The organism is Corynebacterium sp. LaCa_282 (assembly GCF_057198125.1).
On the sequence record NZ_CP191095.1, the window covers coordinates 2,396,061 to 2,412,970 of the forward strand.

15 protein-coding genes and 3 rRNA genes are annotated in these 16,910 nt (G+C 55.1%); 6 read left to right on the plus strand and 12 right to left on the minus strand.

The features are described 5' to 3' along the window. The first annotated feature begins 6 nt into the window (after positions 1-6). Positions 7-639: a DUF6474 family protein gene (locus ACP8KU_RS11240; RefSeq protein WP_023018162.1), complete on the plus strand. Its 633-nt coding sequence runs from the start codon at positions 7-9 to the stop codon at positions 637-639. Between the two features lie 185 nt (positions 640-824). Beyond that, a complete protein-coding gene (locus ACP8KU_RS11245; RefSeq protein ID WP_005279679.1) occupies positions 825-1,136 on the plus strand; it encodes a histone-like nucleoid-structuring protein Lsr2 in 312 nt (103 codons plus the stop codon). Positions 1,137-1,140: 4 nt separating this feature from the next. Here ACP8KU_RS11245 and ACP8KU_RS11250 read toward each other — a convergent pair whose 3' ends face one another. Beyond that, a complete protein-coding gene (locus ACP8KU_RS11250; RefSeq protein WP_023018163.1) occupies positions 1,141-1,779 on the minus strand; it encodes a response regulator in 639 nt (212 codons plus the stop codon). 37 nt (positions 1,780-1,816) lie between these two features. Then, on the minus strand, positions 1,817-2,980 hold the full coding sequence (locus ACP8KU_RS11255; protein WP_278723474.1) for a sensor histidine kinase: 1,164 nt from the start codon (positions 2,978-2,980) through the stop codon (positions 1,817-1,819). On the opposite strand from ACP8KU_RS11255, the gene ACP8KU_RS11260 reads away from it, so the two are divergent. Continuing rightward, positions 2,979-3,509, plus strand: a complete 531-nt coding sequence (locus ACP8KU_RS11260; protein WP_284810220.1) for a DUF2020 domain-containing protein — start codon at positions 2,979-2,981, stop codon at positions 3,507-3,509. The two genes, ACP8KU_RS11255 and ACP8KU_RS11260, sit on opposite strands and share 2 nt — an antisense overlap. On the opposite strand, the gene ACP8KU_RS11265 is transcribed toward ACP8KU_RS11260, so the two are convergent. Beyond that, a complete protein-coding gene (locus tag ACP8KU_RS11265; protein WP_005285347.1) occupies positions 3,506-3,658 on the minus strand; it encodes a hypothetical protein in 153 nt (50 codons plus the stop codon). The two genes, ACP8KU_RS11260 and ACP8KU_RS11265, sit on opposite strands and share 4 nt — an antisense overlap. Then, a complete protein-coding gene (locus tag ACP8KU_RS11270; protein ID WP_284642487.1) occupies positions 3,658-4,320 on the minus strand; it encodes a class E sortase in 663 nt (220 codons plus the stop codon). The genes ACP8KU_RS11265 and ACP8KU_RS11270 overlap by 1 nt, the downstream gene beginning before the upstream one ends. A 43-nt stretch (positions 4,321-4,363) precedes the next feature. On the opposite strand from ACP8KU_RS11270, the gene yidC reads away from it, so the two are divergent. Continuing rightward, on the plus strand, positions 4,364-5,308 hold the full coding sequence (gene yidC / locus ACP8KU_RS11275; protein WP_284629284.1) for a membrane protein insertase YidC: 945 nt from the start codon (positions 4,364-4,366) through the stop codon (positions 5,306-5,308). Here the strand turns inward: yidC and ACP8KU_RS11280 are convergent. From ACP8KU_RS11280 to ACP8KU_RS11290, 3 genes are all read right to left on the minus strand, one after another. Next, positions 5,265-5,873 carry a TetR/AcrR family transcriptional regulator gene (locus tag ACP8KU_RS11280; protein ID WP_284642489.1) on the minus strand — a complete coding sequence of 203 codons (609 nt, stop codon included), beginning with the start codon at positions 5,871-5,873 and terminating at the stop codon, positions 5,265-5,267. The two genes, yidC and ACP8KU_RS11280, sit on opposite strands and share 44 nt — an antisense overlap. A 78-nt stretch (positions 5,874-5,951) precedes the next feature. Beyond that, complete coding sequence (locus tag ACP8KU_RS11285) at positions 5,952-6,203, minus strand: GlsB/YeaQ/YmgE family stress response membrane protein (RefSeq protein WP_023029704.1); 252 nt, start codon at positions 6,201-6,203, stop codon at positions 5,952-5,954. Positions 6,204-6,382: 179 nt separating this feature from the next. Continuing rightward, positions 6,383-7,282 carry a universal stress protein gene (locus ACP8KU_RS11290; RefSeq protein WP_023029705.1) on the minus strand — a complete coding sequence of 300 codons (900 nt, stop codon included), beginning with the start codon at positions 7,280-7,282 and terminating at the stop codon, positions 6,383-6,385. 183 nt (positions 7,283-7,465) lie between these two features. Between ACP8KU_RS11290 and ACP8KU_RS11295 the strand changes: the two genes are divergently transcribed. After that, positions 7,466-8,449: a pseudouridine synthase gene (locus ACP8KU_RS11295; RefSeq protein ID WP_484483768.1), complete on the plus strand. Its 984-nt coding sequence runs from the start codon at positions 7,466-7,468 to the stop codon at positions 8,447-8,449. Between the two features lie 339 nt (positions 8,450-8,788). Here the strand turns inward: ACP8KU_RS11295 and ACP8KU_RS11300 are convergent, their stop codons facing one another. Further along, positions 8,789-9,370 (minus strand): hypothetical protein, encoded by a 582-nt coding sequence (locus tag ACP8KU_RS11300; RefSeq protein WP_484483769.1) that lies wholly within the window; start codon positions 9,368-9,370, stop codon positions 8,789-8,791. 611 nt (positions 9,371-9,981) lie between these two features. On the opposite strand from ACP8KU_RS11300, the gene ACP8KU_RS11305 reads away from it, so the two are divergent. Continuing rightward, positions 9,982-10,428, plus strand: coding sequence for a hypothetical protein (locus tag ACP8KU_RS11305; protein ID WP_484483770.1), 447 nt, complete (start codon positions 9,982-9,984; stop codon positions 10,426-10,428). A gap of 141 nt (positions 10,429-10,569) precedes the next feature. Here the strand turns inward: ACP8KU_RS11305 and ACP8KU_RS11310 are convergent, their stop codons facing one another. The 4 genes from ACP8KU_RS11310 to ACP8KU_RS11325 all read right to left on the minus strand — a co-directional run bounded on the left by ACP8KU_RS11310 (position 10,570) and on the right by ACP8KU_RS11325 (position 16,568). After that, complete coding sequence (locus ACP8KU_RS11310) at positions 10,570-10,707, minus strand: recombinase family protein (protein WP_237800092.1); 138 nt, start codon at positions 10,705-10,707, stop codon at positions 10,570-10,572. Between the two features lie 488 nt (positions 10,708-11,195). Next, positions 11,196-11,313 (minus strand): 5S ribosomal RNA (rrf, locus tag ACP8KU_RS11315). Positions 11,314-11,462: 149 nt separating this feature from the next. Continuing rightward, positions 11,463-14,542 (minus strand): 23S ribosomal RNA (locus tag ACP8KU_RS11320). A gap of 508 nt (positions 14,543-15,050) precedes the next feature. Continuing rightward, positions 15,051-16,568 (minus strand): 16S ribosomal RNA (locus ACP8KU_RS11325). Together the 16S, 23S and 5S rRNA genes form the textbook arrangement of a ribosomal RNA operon. Positions 16,569-16,910: the final 342 nt, after the last annotated feature.

Here is a 16,910-nt window from a genome sequence, read left to right on the forward strand (position 1 = left end):
AAAATAATGAGTATCCTCAAGAAATTGAAAAAGGCTCGCCAGGAAGCACGCGCGCAGGCCAAGGCGGCGAAGGCGCGCGCCAAGGCTGAGGTAAAGGCCCAGTCGAAGGATCGTCGCCGCCAACAAAAGCTCCTTGCCAAGCAAGAAAAGCACCTTCTTAAGACCGAAGAAAAGGGTCTCAAAAAGCGCCGTAAGCACGAACAGAAGATGGCGGAAAAGGAATTGGAAAAGCTGCGCGAGGGCCACTTTAATGCCGGCAAGGTCAAGCGCTATGCAGGTGCATTGCGCACCGCCGCCCCGCTTTTGCTTCCCCTCGTTTATCGCGCATTTGTGGGCCTTAAGTCCGAAAAAGAAAAGCGCAAGGCTCACAAAGCGGGCGTAAGTTCCGCAGAAATGGCCTCTTTTTCCGGCTACGGCGCCCCGCTCAAGGCCCGCACCGCCGGCATCCGTAATTCCCTCAAGGACGTGGATCTGCCCGCCGGCTTCAAGCGGGACGTGCGCGAGCGCCTCGAAGAGGTTGATGCCGCGATCGATAACGCCGAATTCATGACGGAGCAGCAGCGCCGCCGTGCGCATAAGACGATTAGCGGAGAGATCGATTCCGTTACCGCGGAGATTCAGCAGCGCCTGGGCGAATAATTTCTCTTCCGCCTCCCATCGCCGTTCACCTTTTTGGTGGCGGCGATATTTTTATGCGCGAGGGCCACTAACTAAAACTTTATTGTCTACTATTTTCCACACTGGTAGAATTGAATTAGAGTTAATTCGGATTCCAAATACCGGTATTAGGTAAACATATCGATGCAATAAACCATGGAGGTACTATGGCACGCCGCGAAATCACGCAATTTTATGATGACCTTGATAATCAACTCATTGGTGAGGATGAATTAGAGGTAGTCCGCTTCAGCGTCAATGGGCGCAGCTACTTGATGGATCTATCCCGCGACAATGCCCGCCGCTTCCACGAGGCAATCGCCCCCTTTGTCGAGGCCGCACATGCCGCCCCCGATGCGGAATCCCCACAGGTCGATCCGCGCAAGGTCCGCGAATGGGCGCAAAAACAGGGCCATGACGTAGCGCGCCGCGGCAAGATCCCTCAGAACATCATCGACGCATACAACGCGGCCCACTAGAGACTTAAAGCACGCCCTGTTCCCTGGCGGCCGCCACCGCGGAGGTACGCGAGCGAACGCCCAATTTGTCATAAATGTGCACTAGGTGGGATTTCACCGTGGCCTCAGAAAGCATGAGGTCATGGCCGATCTGCCGGTTCGAGGCCCCCGCCGCCACCAATTGCAAAACCTCTAGCTCGCGCGGGGTCAACGAGGTGCGGGGCGTGCGGACCCGGGTCATGAGGCGATCGGCCACGATGGGCGAAAGCGCCGAGTCCCCCTCCGCCGTCGAATGGACGGCATCCAAAAGCTCCTGCGGCGGGGCGTCTTTTAGGAGGTAGCCTACCGCGCCTGCCTCGATGGCGCCGAGGATATCCGCATCGGTGTCGTAATTGGTGATGACCAGCACCTTTGGCGGCGTGCTCATGGAGGAGCGAATCTGCGCGGTGGCTTCGACGCCACCCATCACGCGCGTTCCCTCGAGGCCCGCCCCGAATCGCAGGTCCATGAGGATGACATCGATACCACCTGCTTGCGCCGCGGACACAGCGGCCTCCGCCGTCGCTACCTCGCCCACGACGTCGATATCTTCTGCGCCTTCGAGCACCGAACGCAGCCCCAGCCGCACGATCTCGTGGTCATCTGCCAAAAGGACCCGAATCACGACATCCCTCCTATCGATGTTTTTCTCAACCAAAAGTTTAATCTACCGCCTTATCCAAGGGCATACTAACTGACACAGCCGTGCCCTCCCCCGGCGCGGATTCTATGACCACATCGCCGCCTAGCTCCTGCGCGCGGCGCCGCATGGCAGATAGGCCAATATGCCCCAGCCCCGCAGGCGCGCTTTCCACCGTCGCGGGCTCAAAACCCTGCCCATTATCCACCACATCCACGCGCACCTCGTCGGTTTCATAGGTAACGGTGATCCGGGCGCGGCTGGCACCGGCATGCTTGACGATGTTCCCCACCGCCCCCTGTGCAATCCGCAATAGCGCCGCCTCTATTTTCATCGGCAGCTGTTGCTCCGCACCCTCGCTGTCGACCTCCACCTGGAACCCCGCCGTAGCGGCGAAGTTTTCCGCCATGCGCGTCAGCGCCGCCTCGAGGGACGTCTCCGTTAGCGTGGGCGGCTGCAGCGCAGCAATCATGGCCCGCGCTTCATGCAGGTTATCCGCGGCGGCCCGCCGCGCAAGCTCAATGCGCCGGCGGGCGGCGGGAATGTCTCCCTTATCCAGATCCCGGTCGGCGGAGTGCAGGAGCATCTGAATCGATGACAATCCCTGGGCCAAGGTGTCATGAATCTCGTGGGCGATGCGCTGGCGCTCGGCCACCATGCCGGCATCTCGTTCCGTGGCCGCCAACTGCGTGCGGGTTTCTATGAGCTCCCGGTTCATGCGCGATAGGGTGCGAAACGCATACGTAATCGCCACGGTGACCAGTGCCGAGACCGCCGGCCCCATCACCCCGCCAAAGGTCAGGCCTCCCGGTATCTGCACCACGATGGTGAGCACGGTAGCGCCGATAACGCACAGGATACCTGCGGTCATATCCAACACGGTCAGGTACAAAAAGTACATGACGAATACCAGATAGATGGCGGCGGGAGCCACGAATAGATCCGCGCCCCATAACACCGTGAGGATGCTTATCCACAGGTAGTGCATGGGCCGCGGCCACTGCTCCGCATAGATCGATCCCGCAAAGTAGACCGCCGCGAACCCCACCAATAACAATAGGTTGATAAGGGACTGGGATAGCGGCATTTTCACCGAGGTAAAAATGCCCACCACCAACAGGACCGCAGTTAAGAAATGAATGCCGGTGCGCAGTGCATCGGAATCCCGATCTAATGTGGAGCTCATGCGCAAAAGCCTACTTGTCCTTCTCGCCGTGACCGGAATAGGGATCGCGGGATGCCAAACCGAACAAGCAGACCAGACCGAACCGGAACACGACCGGGCATCGGAAAGCACCGCCGTCAACGTCGCACAGACCGCAGAGGTCAACGAGTGGAGCGATTGTCCCTATATCGATCCCGGTTGGCTGGAAAATACCAACGGCGAGCGCCTTACCAAGCAGGGCATCGACACGCGCTTTCCCACCCCCGCCTGCGTCTTTTGGTCCTATCAGGACCACCCGCAAGCTACCGTCATCGTGCGCGATATGCCCAGCGTAGAAGACGCCCGCGCCGCGGTGGATTGGGCCGCGCCAATCGATGCCACCGAGCCCGCCTCCTTTGCAGGCTGGGAGGGCGGACGGGGCATCGTCAATGAGCAGGCCGTCTACGCCGTACAAAAGGATACCCACGCGGTGCTGGTGTGGAGCAATCAGCAACAAACCTTCAAGTCCGAGCAGATTGCCCAAGAAGCCATTGCCAATTTAGGGCTTTAAACCGCGACGTCGTTATAGGGCATCATCGGCGAAACCCAGGGGAAGACGACCTCCATGAGGAGGAAGAACACTCCCACCGCAATGGCGATGGCGAGCAGCGCCTTCACTGGCTTCGGCCCCGGCAATAGGTTCCACAAAGCGCGATACATTACTTAGCTTCCTTTCCAACTTCCATCGCGTGCACGATCATGCGCTCGGCGTTGGAAAATTGTGGGTGACAAGTGGTGAGGGTCAGCATTCCCCGCGTAGGGTCCGCTTCAGTTCCTGGCACGGGGTCGATCACTGAGACATCGCCAGGCGTGGTGATATGCCTGCCGGCAACGTGGCTATATTCTTCCGGTACTTCATCGAAGCAATCCGCGTGCTCGCCATCAATGGGCAACACCTTGTAGGTAATCTTTTCCGTTTGGGTTTCGATGATGATGTCATCGCAGGTATGCAAGGAACCCAAGTCATTGAATGGGGCACCCTTGCCCACGCGGTGCCCAGCCACCGCAAAATTCCCCGCCTCACCTGGCATTTGGGTGTCTTCATAGTGGCCGGGGCCGCGCAGAAGATCATCGTCATCCGTGCCTTGGATGATGGCAAAGTGATAATCCGAACCAAAGGCAGGGATGCGCATCTGCGCGAAAGCCTCTCCCAAATCTGGGTCCATTTTCTCCCGTGGGTTGCGCCACTGCTGTTCCAGCTTCGCATTGGCCTCATCCTGTAGCCGCCCTGATTCCACATTTGTCCAATAGGCTTCATAGAATGCAAAGAGGACCAAAACCACGCCAATGGTAAGCATGAGTTCCCCAAGAACTTTAGTCATGCTTTAACACCCTAATATATACCGCCACATCGAAAGGTTAAGCATGTTCGAAGTCTTCATGTACCCGGTTTCCGGAATCATGAAATTCTGGCATTGGCTTATCGGTAGCTTCGTCGATGAATCCACCGCCTGGCTTGTTTCCATCATCCTGCTGGTTATTACCGTCCGCGGTATCGTCTCCCCGCTGAACTGGATGGCACTGCGCTCCGGTCGCATCAGCGTCCTCATGCGCCCAGAAAGCACGCGGATTAACGAGCAGATGAATCACGCCGAAACCACCGAGGAGATGGCGGAGCTCATCCAAAAACAGCAGGATTTGTCCAAGAGCTATAACTACAAGCCTGCTGCCGGCTGTATTCCCCCACTGATTACGATCCCCGCCTTCCTTGGCTTGTACCAAGTCATCTTGCGCATGTCGAATATCGAACAGGGCTCGTCCACGGTGGGCATGCTTGATGCTGCCGATGTCGCAGCCTTCCGGGAGACCACCTACTCCGGGGTCCCCATCACGGACTTCGCCCGCGATCACGGCGATCTGCTCAACCCAATCGTTTTTGCCGCCATTGCCTTTACCCTGGCCAACTCCATCATTTCCGTGGTGCGCAGCTTCCTCACCACGCAATTTGATCAAAAGGTCAACCGGCGGATCTTCATTATCATCGGCATCCTGCTGATTGTGGCGCCCATCTTGCTCTGGTACCTGGCCCATAGCGGTCCGCTTCCCGTCGCCATCATCCTGTACTGGGGTTGGGCTTACCTCTTCACGCTGGTCCAAACCATCGTCTTTGAGATCATGCTGCACAAGCGCTACCCGCTCACGGAAGAAGTCCACGAGATGCGCCGCGAGAGCATCCGCGCATGGCGCCAGAAAGATAAAAAGCCCGCCCTTTCCAAGGAGGAGAAGAAGCGGGTCAACCGGCTGCGCCTAGAGGCGCGCAAGTACCTTAGATCGAATAATCAGCAGGAGGGGCCGACAGCATCTGAGTAGCCAGCTCGCGGGCCGTATATAGCGGCCCGGCTTCCTTGGTCAAGCGGGCTCCGGCGAGACCGCCATCAAGGAAAATCAAGAGCTGGCTTGCTTGAGAAGCCGAGGGATAGCCATTGCGCTCGGTCAACAGCGCCGTCAGGGTGGAATGCACCCAAGTGCGATGCTGTATGCAAGCCGCAACGATGCCGCGCTCTGAATCCGTTTCCGGCCGCGGGTACTCGCCCGCTGCATTCAAGAAGTGCGAACCGCGAAAACCTTCTTCCGGCTCTTCCTCAATAAACTTGTCAAAAAAGGCCAAAATCTTCTGATCCGGATCCTGCATGGCAGCCGTGCGCTGCTCCCAGTCCTGGCGGAACTGCTCATCCAAAGACTCTACATAGGCAATGACCAAGGCATCCTTGGAGCCAAACAAGGAATATAGGGACGCCTTGGCCACATCCGCTTCACGCAAGATGCGGTCAATACCGATGACGCGAATGCCCTCGGTTTTAAAGAGCTTAGTTGCAGATTCCAGCAGCCTGCTTCGCGGGCTGGGCCGATTGCGGCGCGACTTCTTCTCTGCCATGGATTCCTCTCTACAACGACAAAACCGGTTCATCTATACTTTATAGACAAACCGGTATGTACGCTAATTAAATGCGGATTATTGCTTCACTTTGTCCACAATCCACAGCAAAATACAAGCACCCGCGGTAGCCGCGATGATGGAGAAGATCCAACCACCGCTAGCCTCAATATTCAGCAACTGGATGATGATGCCACCGATGAGACCGCCGACAACACCCACCACTAGGTTGGTAAACAACCCGTGGTCACGCTTCATAATCTTCTCCGCCAGCCAGCCGGCGATGATACCAACGATGATCGAGGTGAATAGACCTAAACCTAGTCCCATGATTTCCTCCTAATATAAACGTATCGAGTCTTTCCCAGTGTAAACCCCTGTGACTCACCTGGGGATAACAAATACGACACATTTGTATAGCAAAGTGGCTCTAAAACACCAGAAGCGCTCCACTCCCTAGCTGCAAAAGCCGGGGAGAAGAGCGCCGGGAAGTCAGGCTAGTGAAATATTTAGCCTTCGTCGTCTGGGCGTACCACCATCATCGGGCACGGTGCAGACTGCAGCAATGCGCGGGAAGTAGATCCAAGGACCATGCCCTTGAACCCACCGCGGCCGTGGGAACCAACGACGAGAAGCTGCGCACCCTCGGCAGCTTCCGTCAGCGCGCGGACGGGGCGGTCACGGGTGATCTGCTTCTTTACCTCAACATCGGGGAACTCTTCGCGCGGTTCCTTCAGGTTTTCTTCCAGCACCTCAGCCTGTTCCTTTTCAATTTCTGCCCACTCAGATTGAGCAGCAGAAAGGCCGGCGAGGGATGCCTGGATTTGCATATCCATCCAGGTGTGCACGGCAACGAGGGCCGCGCCGCGAGCCTGAGCCTCGCGGAAAGCATAGGAGGTGGCCTTCTGAGAGACCTCGGAACCGTCCACACCAACGACAACCGGGCCGTACTTGGTGGAATCGGTGACATTATTATCTTCGCGCACCACGACTACCGGGCACGCAGCGTGGGAAACAACCGCGGCGGAAACAGAGCCCATGACCATGCCGGACAGGCCACCCATACCGCGCGAGCCCATCACGACCATGGTGACGTCATGAGACATTTCCAGCAGCATGTCGATCGGAGAACCCTCTGCGATGGTGTGCCCAATCTTGAGCTCCGGGGCTACCTCGTGAGCGATTGCACGAGCTTCCTCGATCTTTTCCAGGGTTTCATCCTGCAAGTCATCGTAGAGGTCCTTCGGTGGGACCATACCTTCCGCATACAGGAACTGCGGTATGGTGTAGCTCGATGCGATGCGCAGGGGGATTTCCCTCTTCATCGCCGTATTTGCTGCCCAACGGACGGCATTCTTTGAGGCGTCAGAGCCGTCGACGGCGACGACTACAATGTCTTCCTTAGCCATGATCTTTCCTTTCAGTGGTTATAACTTAATTATAGTACGGATTAGGCTTAGTGGTTGACAGTTGCAGGATCAGAATTGGACGGAGAGAAAATTTCGAGGAGCATCCGGAATACGTCCCTTAACACCGCGCCAATTCCGTCAGAGAAAAAAGCCATCACCTGGTCCGCGAGAGAATTAATATCCATGCCAAACACACTAATACATCGCAGAAAAGGATTCACCCCTTTGCCCATCAAAAATGGGCTCAATCCTACGCGCGTACGCACCCCGGAGGCAGGCCTAACCACCTGGGATTTCCTCAGCGAAGTCATATCCTCCCAGCGCCACCGCCACCCCAATGATGATGCACAGGCTCTGCGTGACCGCTTCACCGCGGGCGAGGTAGTCCTGCGCGATCAAACTCCCCTGAAGCCAGGTACCGTGCTCGGCAAGGATGTCGATGTCTTCTTCTACCGCATCCCCGCACCAGAAATACCCGTACCCTACGACATCCCCATCGTCTATGAAGATGACAACATCCTGGTAGCCGATAAGCCCCCGTTCATGGCCACCATGCCGCGCGCCCGCCACATCGTCGAAACCGCCACCGTTCGCCTCCGCCGTTCCACCGGAAACAACGAGTTAGTGCCGGCACACCGCCTCGACCGCCTTACCTCCGGCCTGCTTCTATTTACAAAGTACAAGGAAATCCGCGGTGCCTACCAGTCCCTCTTCGCAGAAAAGAAAGTCCACAAGACCTACCAGGCGGTCGCGGAATTCCGCCGCTTGCCGACGCCCCTCCAATGGTCCTCCCACCTAACTAAAACGCCCGGTGAAATCCAAGGCCGGATAGCAGATGGTGAACCGAATGCTTTCACCACACTAGAATCGGTACAACCCATTGATAAGGCCCCTTACGAAAAGGTTCACGGCCCGCTGCCAGATCTTGGTCTCTACACCCTCAAACCACAGACTGGAAAGACCCATCAATTGCGGCTGCACATGTGGCAGGCGGGCATACCGATCCTCGGCGATCCGGTCTACCCCACGATCTTCCCCGAGGAGGCCGAAGACATGTCCGTACCCATGCACCTAACAGCAACGGACTTAGAATTCACGGATCCACTCAGCGGAAAGCCGCGCCATTTCACCTCTGGCCTTCCATTGGCCATGTACAAATTGCTTTAAGCTGAAGTGTTCCAGATTTTCCCATCTACTCAAACGGAACAAAACCTGGAACACTTCACTGCTGTATCTCGGCGGGGCATGTCGGTGTCAACGTCTAGGGGTATTGAGCAGAGTGATATTTAGCCCGCTGCGTTCGGCTTGGTCGATGTGGATTTGGTCAGGAAACCAGGATGAGGCCGCCGATCCAGCTAAGGAAACGGACAGGGCCTATCGGTGCCAAATGGTGCCAAATGGTGCCAAATGGTGCTACCCTAGTGTTATTGCCACCTGTTACGACAGGATCGGAAGAAGACCCTGGGACCCCAGCCGGACGACTGGACCCAGGGTCTTCGCCTGCCTCTAGAGGGAATCCGGGGTGGGACGGTTGAGGACCACTTTCTCGTGCAGCTTCTCCCAGTACTGCTCTTCCCCTAGATGGACGGAGTTCAGTGCTCCCAGAACGGCATCTGGAATCCAGAGCAGGGGATCATCGCCACCGCGTACGTGTCGCAGTCGGATGCCAGCACTTTGTCCCTGGCCCTGCAGGGCAACTATATGGGCGACGTCTCGCCTGTTTTGTGCTTCTTGCCGGCTTTCCAAAGTGACGTTGTGGACGTGCATCTCGGAGAGCTCGAAGTACATCTGCTCCAAGCATTTCCTGCGGTGCCTCTCCGTCTTCTTGCTCACTTCACTCTGGTGGGTGATGATCGCTTGCATGGAGTCGATCTCAGAAAGGGTGTCCACGATTTTTCGGCGTCGGCTATTACGTTCGTCGGTCCAGTGAAGTTTGATCTGGCCAGGAAGTCGTAGTGGACGCAGCTCCTCGCGTATTTTTTCCAAGTCTTGAGTGTCGATGATGGCTGCACACACCAGGTACTCCTGCCGGTCTGGGGGTCTAAGGGCGGAGGACTCATCAATGTAGGCGACTAGCTGTGATTCCACCCTGAAATTGTAGCCTATCCTTCAAAGACAACTTCCATATGACGGGATGCAAGCCACGATCGCTGTGGTCAGAAAACAGCCACCAGGGAACTAGACAGCCGTTGTCTGTGTATAAGGAGAAGAAGGTGCTTTGACCACCAAGACGCTATCCGCTTTTCGGCTGTAGCAGTTCCGTGACGAGATGATACTCAACGAAACAGCCTTGTTGTTTTCGAAGCGAGGACGGGCGGGGGGACGATCGGTGAATAATGATTCTATGGGAAAGAATCCAAGTCGGCCCTCGCGCCACACTCGCCGGAAACAGCAGCGGTTAGACCGCGGTTTTACACTCACGGTGGGAGCCGCTCCCACCAGTAGACGTGCTAGTGGTGCGGTTGTCTTGCACAATGAACTCCGCCTTGTTCGGAGCTCATTGTTATATGCCGATCAGGTTGATCTGATCGCGCCTGCCGCGTCTTTGCTGTGGACGTTTCCCATCTACGTGGATTAGATCCAGACAATGTGTGGGAAACGGTTGCGGATCTTCCACCAGAGGCATTGCAGCGTCTGGGAGTGGAAGAATCTGAGGTGCCGTTGCCGGTCTTCCGCCAGATGATGCGCAGCCTGGGAAGATGCTCGTCGATGGACCCAAAGCGTGTGGAAGGCGAAAGGCTGTGGCGGCCGGCCATCCAGGAGATACTCCGAGGTGTCGAAGAGACTTTCAGTCATCCGCCCTCGACGAGACGCTTCCTAGTGACATTGAAGAGCTATGGCGAGACGAAGTGCGCCCTACTCTTATAGATATACGGAAAACAGTGAAGGGCTCCCGGATAGCCAAAGAAACTGGTCTCCGCCTAGCAACTCAAGGGTACGGTATTCCGACCATCACAGTCACTCTCACCAGCCTGAGCAGCGTTGCCGACCTCCTCCCCACTTCAGCCGCAGCGATGGCGGCTTCATTGCGGATTGCAGCTGCTGGGGCGAGGGAAGCAGTTGAGGCGAGAGCGGCCAAGAAGAAACATGAGCTGGTGTATCTGTTAGACCTTAACAAGAAACTGGGGAACTTCGGACTCGATTAATTACTCCCGTTCGAATGTACGGTAGAGGATGGTTCGGTTGACGTTGTACTCGCGGGCAAGCTTGGTCTTGGGCACTCCCGCGGCGGTTTTCTCTCGAAAATACCTGACTTCCTTGTCTGTGAGTTTCTTTGCTCTTCTTTCTTATTTTCTGACTGCCTTGGCCAGGGCGATGCCCTCGGCCTGATGCTCATGAATCAAGGAGCGTTCAAACTTGGCAAAGGAGCCGAGGAGGTTGAGGGTCAACTGATCCTGTGAATCGGTGATATTCGGTAGATACATGACCCATTCCTTAGGGAAGTTCGTGGACACGCCCTTGGCGAGGTGCGCCCTTCTCTCCGGAGGCGTGATCTGTGAAGACGCGGTCTACGTTTCCGATGGTCTAGAGTTGGCAATCCAGGTTCTGGTCCGCGGTCGAGACGCGGCAGTAACCGATAGTGAGACCACCAGGGGATGAAGTATGTTGTGCCATGTTTAAGAATATTGCACGCATCTGCTGAGAAATATCGTTCTTAAACTTATCGCAACAGCAGTTTTGAGCCTTATCGAACCTGTTGCTCTGGCGTACACCCTACCCACCACACCTGACACTAGGGGGTAAAACCACGACACCCCGCCACGCATTCCCCCAGCTCGACAGAGTACAAGTCACAAATACCAGCGGGGTGAAACGACGACTAATCCCCGAAACACCAACCACCCCAACGAATCAGGGTGATGGTCTTTCGGGGACTACCGTATAAACACTATTTTGTTGTTTTGTTGTTTGGTGTCGGCGGTGACTTACTCTCCCACAACCTCCCGGTTGCAGTACCATCAGCGCGTACAGGCTTAGCTTCCGGGTTCGGAATGGGACCGGGCGTTTCCCTGTAGCTATGAACCACCGACAAACCTATCAGAACACTACCCACCACTGTGTGGGTGTTGTGTCAGATACTGCATAGTGGACGCGACACACACGATAATGTGTTTTCTTGTTTGTTTACTCGCTAGAACAAGTCCACCCAACATAACCAAACAGTGTTTGGGTTGTTGTGGTGTGTTTGTTTTGGTCAATTAGTACCAGTAGCCTTCACACCTTACAGTGCTTCCAAGTCTGGCCTATCTACCCCATAGTCTTTAGGGGACCTCAAAAGAAACCTCATCTTAAAACAGGCTTCCCGCTTAGATGCTTTCAGCGGTTATCCCTTCCGTACGTAGCCAACCAGCGATACCCCTGGCGGGATAACTGGCACACTAGAGGTACGTCCGTCCCGGTCCTCTCGTACTAGGGACAGCCTTCTTCAAGTTTCAACGCGCGCGGCGGATAGAGACCGAACTGTCTCACGACGTTCTGAACCCAGCTCGCGTGCCGCTTTAATGGGCGAACAGCCCAACCCTTGGGACCTACTCCAGCCCCAGGATGCGACGAGCCGACATCGAGGTGCCAAACCATCCCGTCGATATGGACTCTTGGGGAAGATCAGCCTGTTATCCCCGGGGTACCTTTTATCCGTTGAGCGACACCACATCCACAAGTAGGTGCCGGATCACTAGTCCCGACTTTCGTCCCTGCTCGACATGTCTGTCTCACAGTCAAGCTCCCTTGTGCACTTACACTCACCACCTGATTGCCAACCAGGCTGAGGGAACCTTTGGGCGCCTCCGTTACATTTTGGGAGGCAACCGCCCCAGTTAAACTACCCACCAGGCACTGTCCCCAACCCAGATCATGGGCCAAGGTTAGATGCTCAATCCGATCAGAGTGGTATTTCAACAACGACTCCACCACCACTAGCGTGACGGTTTCACAGTCTCCCACCTATCCTACACAAACCGAACCAAACACCAATACCAAGCTATAGTGAAGGTCCCGGGGTCTTTTCGTCCTGCCGCGCGTAACGAGCATCTTTACTCGTAATGCAATTTCACCGGGCCTGTGGTCGAGACAGCAGAGAAGTCGTTACGCCATTCGTGCAGGTCGGAACTTACCCGACAAGGAATTTCGCTACCTTAGGATGGTTATAGTTACCACCGCCGTTTACTGGGGCTTAAATTCTCAGCTTCGCTAACAAACGTTAACTAACCGGTCCTCTTAACCTTCCAGCACCGGGCAGGCGTCAGTCCATATACATCAACTTAACGTCTTCGCATGGACCTGTGTTTTTGATAAACAGTCGCTTCCCTCTATTCTCTGCGACCCCACAACACTCCAACCGCACAGGGTCTTCACGTCACAGGGCCCCCCTTCTCCCGAAGTTACGGGGGCATTTTGCCGAATTCCTTAACCACAGTTCACCCGAACGCCTTAGTATCTTCAACCTGACCACCTGTGTCGGTTTAGGGTACGGGCCATACACACACTCGCTAGAGGCTTTTCTCGACAGTACAGGATCACCACCATCAACCCTTTTGGGTCTACGCATCACGCCTCAACCACAATGTGTGGCGGATTTACCTACCACACGGCCTACACGCTTACACCACCAATCCACTAAGTGGCGCGGCTACCTCACTGCGTCACCCCATCACTTGAACCACACATCAGGCCCCACGACATCAACACCACCAACACTCAAAGAGTGCAAAGGTAGCGTATCCGCAGTGGTTAGTATCCGTGCTTTATCATGGGCGCACATGTACGGGTACCAGAATATCAACTGGTTATCCATCGACTACGCCTGTCGGCCTCGCCTTAGGTCCCGACTCACCCTGGGAAGACGAACTTGACCCAGGAACCCTTAGTCATCCGGCGGTAAGGATTCTCACCTTACAATTCGTTACTCATGCCTGCATTCTCACTCGCACACAGTCCACGCCTCCTCACGGTAACGCTTCCACCCATGCACGACGCTCCCCTACCCAAACAACAAAAAATTGTTGCTTGCCGCGGCTTCGGCGGTGTACTTGAGCCCCACTACATTGTCGGCGCAGAACCACTCGACCAGTGAGCTATTACGCACTCTTTCAAGGATGGCTGCTTCTAAGCCAACCTCCTGGCTGTCTTCGCGATCCCACATCCTTTTCCACTTAGTACACCCTTAGGGGCCTTAACCGGCGATCTGGGCTGTTTCCCTCTCGACTATGAAGCTTATCCCCCACAGTCTCACTGCCGCACAACACAATTGATGGCATTCGGAGTTTGGCTGACATTGCTAAGATTGTAGTCCCGCTCAACCAACCAGTCGCTCTACCTCCACCAAGCTAAATGCGACGCTGCACCTAAATGCATTTCGGGGAGAACCAGCTATCACGGAGTTTGATTGGCCTTTCACCCCTACCCACAGCTCATCCCCGCAGTTTTCAACCTACGTGGGTTCGCGCCTCCACAACCTCTTACAGCTGCTTCACACTGGCCATGGGTAGATCACCCCGCTTCGGGTCCAGGACATGCCACTAAACACCCCATTAGGATTCGGTTTCCCTACGGCTACCCCACACGGGTTAACCTCGCGACATGCCGCTGACTCGCAGGCTCATTCTTCAAAAGGCACGCCATCACACACAAACAGGTGCTCTGACGGATTGTAAGCACATGGTTTCAGGAACTATTTCACTCCCCTCCCGGGGTACTTTTCACCATTCCCTCACGGTACTATCCACTATCGGTCACACTGAGTATTTAGGCTTACCGGGTGGTCCCGGCAGATTCACAACAGATTCCACGAGCCCGTTGCTACTCGGGCACCCAACAACCCCCACATCATCATCTTCAGCTACAGGACTCTCACCTACTCCGGCAGATCATTCCAAACCACTTCACCTAACAACAATGCAAAAAGGGCGTGCCACTGGTAGATGACACAAAATCAGGCCCCACAACACCGCACACACAACCCCTACCAGGTATCACATGCACACGGTTTAGCCTCATCCACGTTCGTTCGCCACTACTAGCAGAATCATTATTATTTTCTCCTCCTACGGGTACTGAGATGTTTCACTTCCCCGCGTAACCCCCACAACAGCTATGAATTCACTGAAGGGTAACCCCACATAACCAGGGCCAGGTTTCCCCATTCGGACATCCTCGGATCAACGCTTTATTGACAACTCCCCGAGGCTTAACGCAGCCTTACACGTCCTTCATCGGCTCAGCATGCCAAGGCATCCACCATGCGCCCTAAATAACGAACACACCAACCACCACACACAAACCACACAACACAAAGGTCACACAATCCGTATGCAGTGGCAACAAGTGAACTTGACAAAATAAACAAAAAGAAAAATCACATCACACACACAACACCACCCACATAAGCAGGCGGCATCATGTGAGATGCTCGCGTCCACTATACAGTTCTCACACAACACCCCAACCAGCAACAAACACCACCACAACAAACGATGCTCATCAACCAGTCAGGCACACAAAAAAGGGGATAATGCCCCAGACACCCAACAATGCACCAACGACTTACCAATCAACTTTACTTCCTGTATGCATGGACACTTTTACGCATGTCACAAAGCACTGTCTCAACACTTAGACCCTGCTGATTAAGGTGTGTCTCCTACCCGGATTCAACAATGGTGGCAGCAGAACACTCGCCTACTCAACCACCAACCCACCATCAAACAACAGTGGGCAACCCACAACTGTGGGTCATGGCTGCAACTGCAGCCTAATAAAAGCTCCTTAGAAAGGAGGTGATCCACCCGCACCTTCCGGTACGGGTACCTTGTTACGACTTCGTCCCAATCGCCGATCCCACCTTCGACGGCTCCCTAACACGTTTAGGCCACCGGCTTCGGGTGTTACCAACTTTCATGACGTGACGGGCGGTGTGTACAAGGCCCGGGAACGTATTCACCGCAGCATTGCTGATCTGCGATTACTAGCGACTCCGACTTCATGGGGTCGAGTTGCAGACCCCAATCCGAACTAAGGCCGGCTTTCAGCGATTCGCTCCACCTCACAGTGTCGCAGCGCGTTGTACCGACCATTGTAGCATGTGTGAAGCCCTGGACATAAGGGGCATGATGATTTGACGTCATCCCCACCTTCCTCCGAGTTAACCCCGGCAGTCTCTCATGAGTCCCCAACCAAATGCTGGCAACATAAGACAAGGGTTGCGCTCGTTGCGGGACTTAACCCAACATCTCACGACACGAGCTGACGACAACCATGCACCACCTGTACACCAACCACAAAGGGAAACTACATCTCTGCAGCGATCTGATGTATGTCAAGCCCAGGTAAGGTTCTTCGCGTTGCATCGAATTAATCCACATGCTCCGCCGCTTGTGCGGGCCCCCGTCAATTCCTTTGAGTTTTAGCCTTGCGGCCGTACTCCCCAGGCGGGGCGCTTAATGCGTTAGCTACGGCACGAAAGTCGTAGAAAGACCCTCACACCTAGCGCCCACCGTTTACGGCATGGACTACCAGGGTATCTAATCCTGTTCGCTACCCATGCTTTCGCTCCTCAGCGTCAGTAACTGCCCAGTAACCTGCCTTCGCCATCGGTGTTCCTCCTGATATCTGCGCATTTCACCGCTACACCAGGAATTCCAGTTACCCCTACAGCACTCAAGTTATGCCCGTATCGCCTGCACGCCCGGAGTTAAGCCCCAGAATTTCACAGACGACGCGACAAACCACCTACGAGCCCTTTACGCCCAGTAATTCCGGACAACGCTCGCACCCTACGTATTACCGCGGCTGCTGGCACGTAGTTAGCCGGTGCTTCTTATCTAGGTACCGTCACAAAAAGCTTCGTCCCTAGCGAAAGGAGTTTACAACCCGAAGGCCTTCATCCCCCACGCGGCGTCGCTGCATCAGGCTTGCGCCCATTGTGCAATATTCCCCACTGCTGCCTCCCGTAGGAGTCTGGGCCGTATCTCAGTCCCAATGTGGCCGTACACCCTCTCAGGCCGGCTACCCGTCGCCGCCTTGGTAGGCCATTACCCCACCAACAAGCTGATAGGCCGCGAGCTCATCCTACACCGAAAAAACTTTCCACCACACACACTAAAGTGCGGTCCTATCCGGTATTAGACCCAGTTTCCCAAGCTTATCCCGAAGTGCAGGGCAGATCACCCACGTGTTACTCACCCGTTCGCCACTCGAGTACCCTGCAAGCAGGGCCTTTCCGTTCGACTTGCATGTGTTAAGCACGCCGCCAGCGTTCGTCCTGAGCCAGGATCAAACTCTCCACAAAAAGAAATTTCAGAACAACAAAATCCTGAAAAGGCCGTGAAAAGCCCAAACCTAACCAAAAGAACAAACCACCACAAACCCACAAAAGCAGGCCCATGCTGGCGTCCAAAAATTACTACAAAGAAAAATCACTGCCTCCCCAACCCGACGGGGCACAAAAAAGGGAGACAAAAAGTTGAACACAATCACATGCCAACCAATCCATCAATGCAGCCGAAACACTAAACAGTATTCAAAAAGATGCGTATTCCAACACCTTACCGGCACACACCAACCAACAAGCACACTAGGCTTGCCGGCCAACAGACCAATCAACACACAACCATGCACACAAAAATAAAAA

Coding starts and splice junctions, on each gene's coding strand:
- ACP8KU_RS11240 (WP_023018162.1), top strand. CDS start 7: ATGAGTATCCTCAAGAAATTGAAAAAGGCTCGCCAGGAAGCACGCGCG.
- ACP8KU_RS11245 (WP_005279679.1), top strand. CDS start 825: ATGGCACGCCGCGAAATCACGCAATTTTATGATGACCTTGATAATCAA.
- ACP8KU_RS11260 (WP_284810220.1), top strand. CDS start 2,979: ATGCGCAAAAGCCTACTTGTCCTTCTCGCCGTGACCGGAATAGGGATC.
- ACP8KU_RS11255 (WP_278723474.1), bottom strand. CDS start 2,980: ATGAGCTCCACATTAGATCGGGATTCCGATGCACTGCGCACCGGCATT.
- ACP8KU_RS11265 (WP_005285347.1), bottom strand. CDS start 3,658: ATGTATCGCGCTTTGTGGAACCTATTGCCGGGGCCGAAGCCAGTGAAG.
- ACP8KU_RS11270 (WP_284642487.1), bottom strand. CDS start 4,320: ATGACTAAAGTTCTTGGGGAACTCATGCTTACCATTGGCGTGGTTTTG.
- yidC (WP_284629284.1), top strand. CDS start 4,364: ATGTTCGAAGTCTTCATGTACCCGGTTTCCGGAATCATGAAATTCTGG.
- ACP8KU_RS11280 (WP_284642489.1), bottom strand. CDS start 5,873: ATGGCAGAGAAGAAGTCGCGCCGCAATCGGCCCAGCCCGCGAAGCAGG.
- ACP8KU_RS11285 (WP_023029704.1), bottom strand. CDS start 6,203: ATGGGACTAGGTTTAGGTCTATTCACCTCGATCATCGTTGGTATCATC.
- ACP8KU_RS11290 (WP_023029705.1), bottom strand. CDS start 7,282: ATGGCTAAGGAAGACATTGTAGTCGTCGCCGTCGACGGCTCTGACGCC.
- ACP8KU_RS11295 (WP_484483768.1), top strand. CDS start 7,466: ATGCCAAACACACTAATACATCGCAGAAAAGGATTCACCCCTTTGCCC.
- ACP8KU_RS11305 (WP_484483770.1), top strand. CDS start 9,982: ATGCTCGTCGATGGACCCAAAGCGTGTGGAAGGCGAAAGGCTGTGGCG.
- ACP8KU_RS11310 (WP_237800092.1), bottom strand. CDS start 10,707: ATGTATCTACCGAATATCACCGATTCACAGGATCAGTTGACCCTCAAC.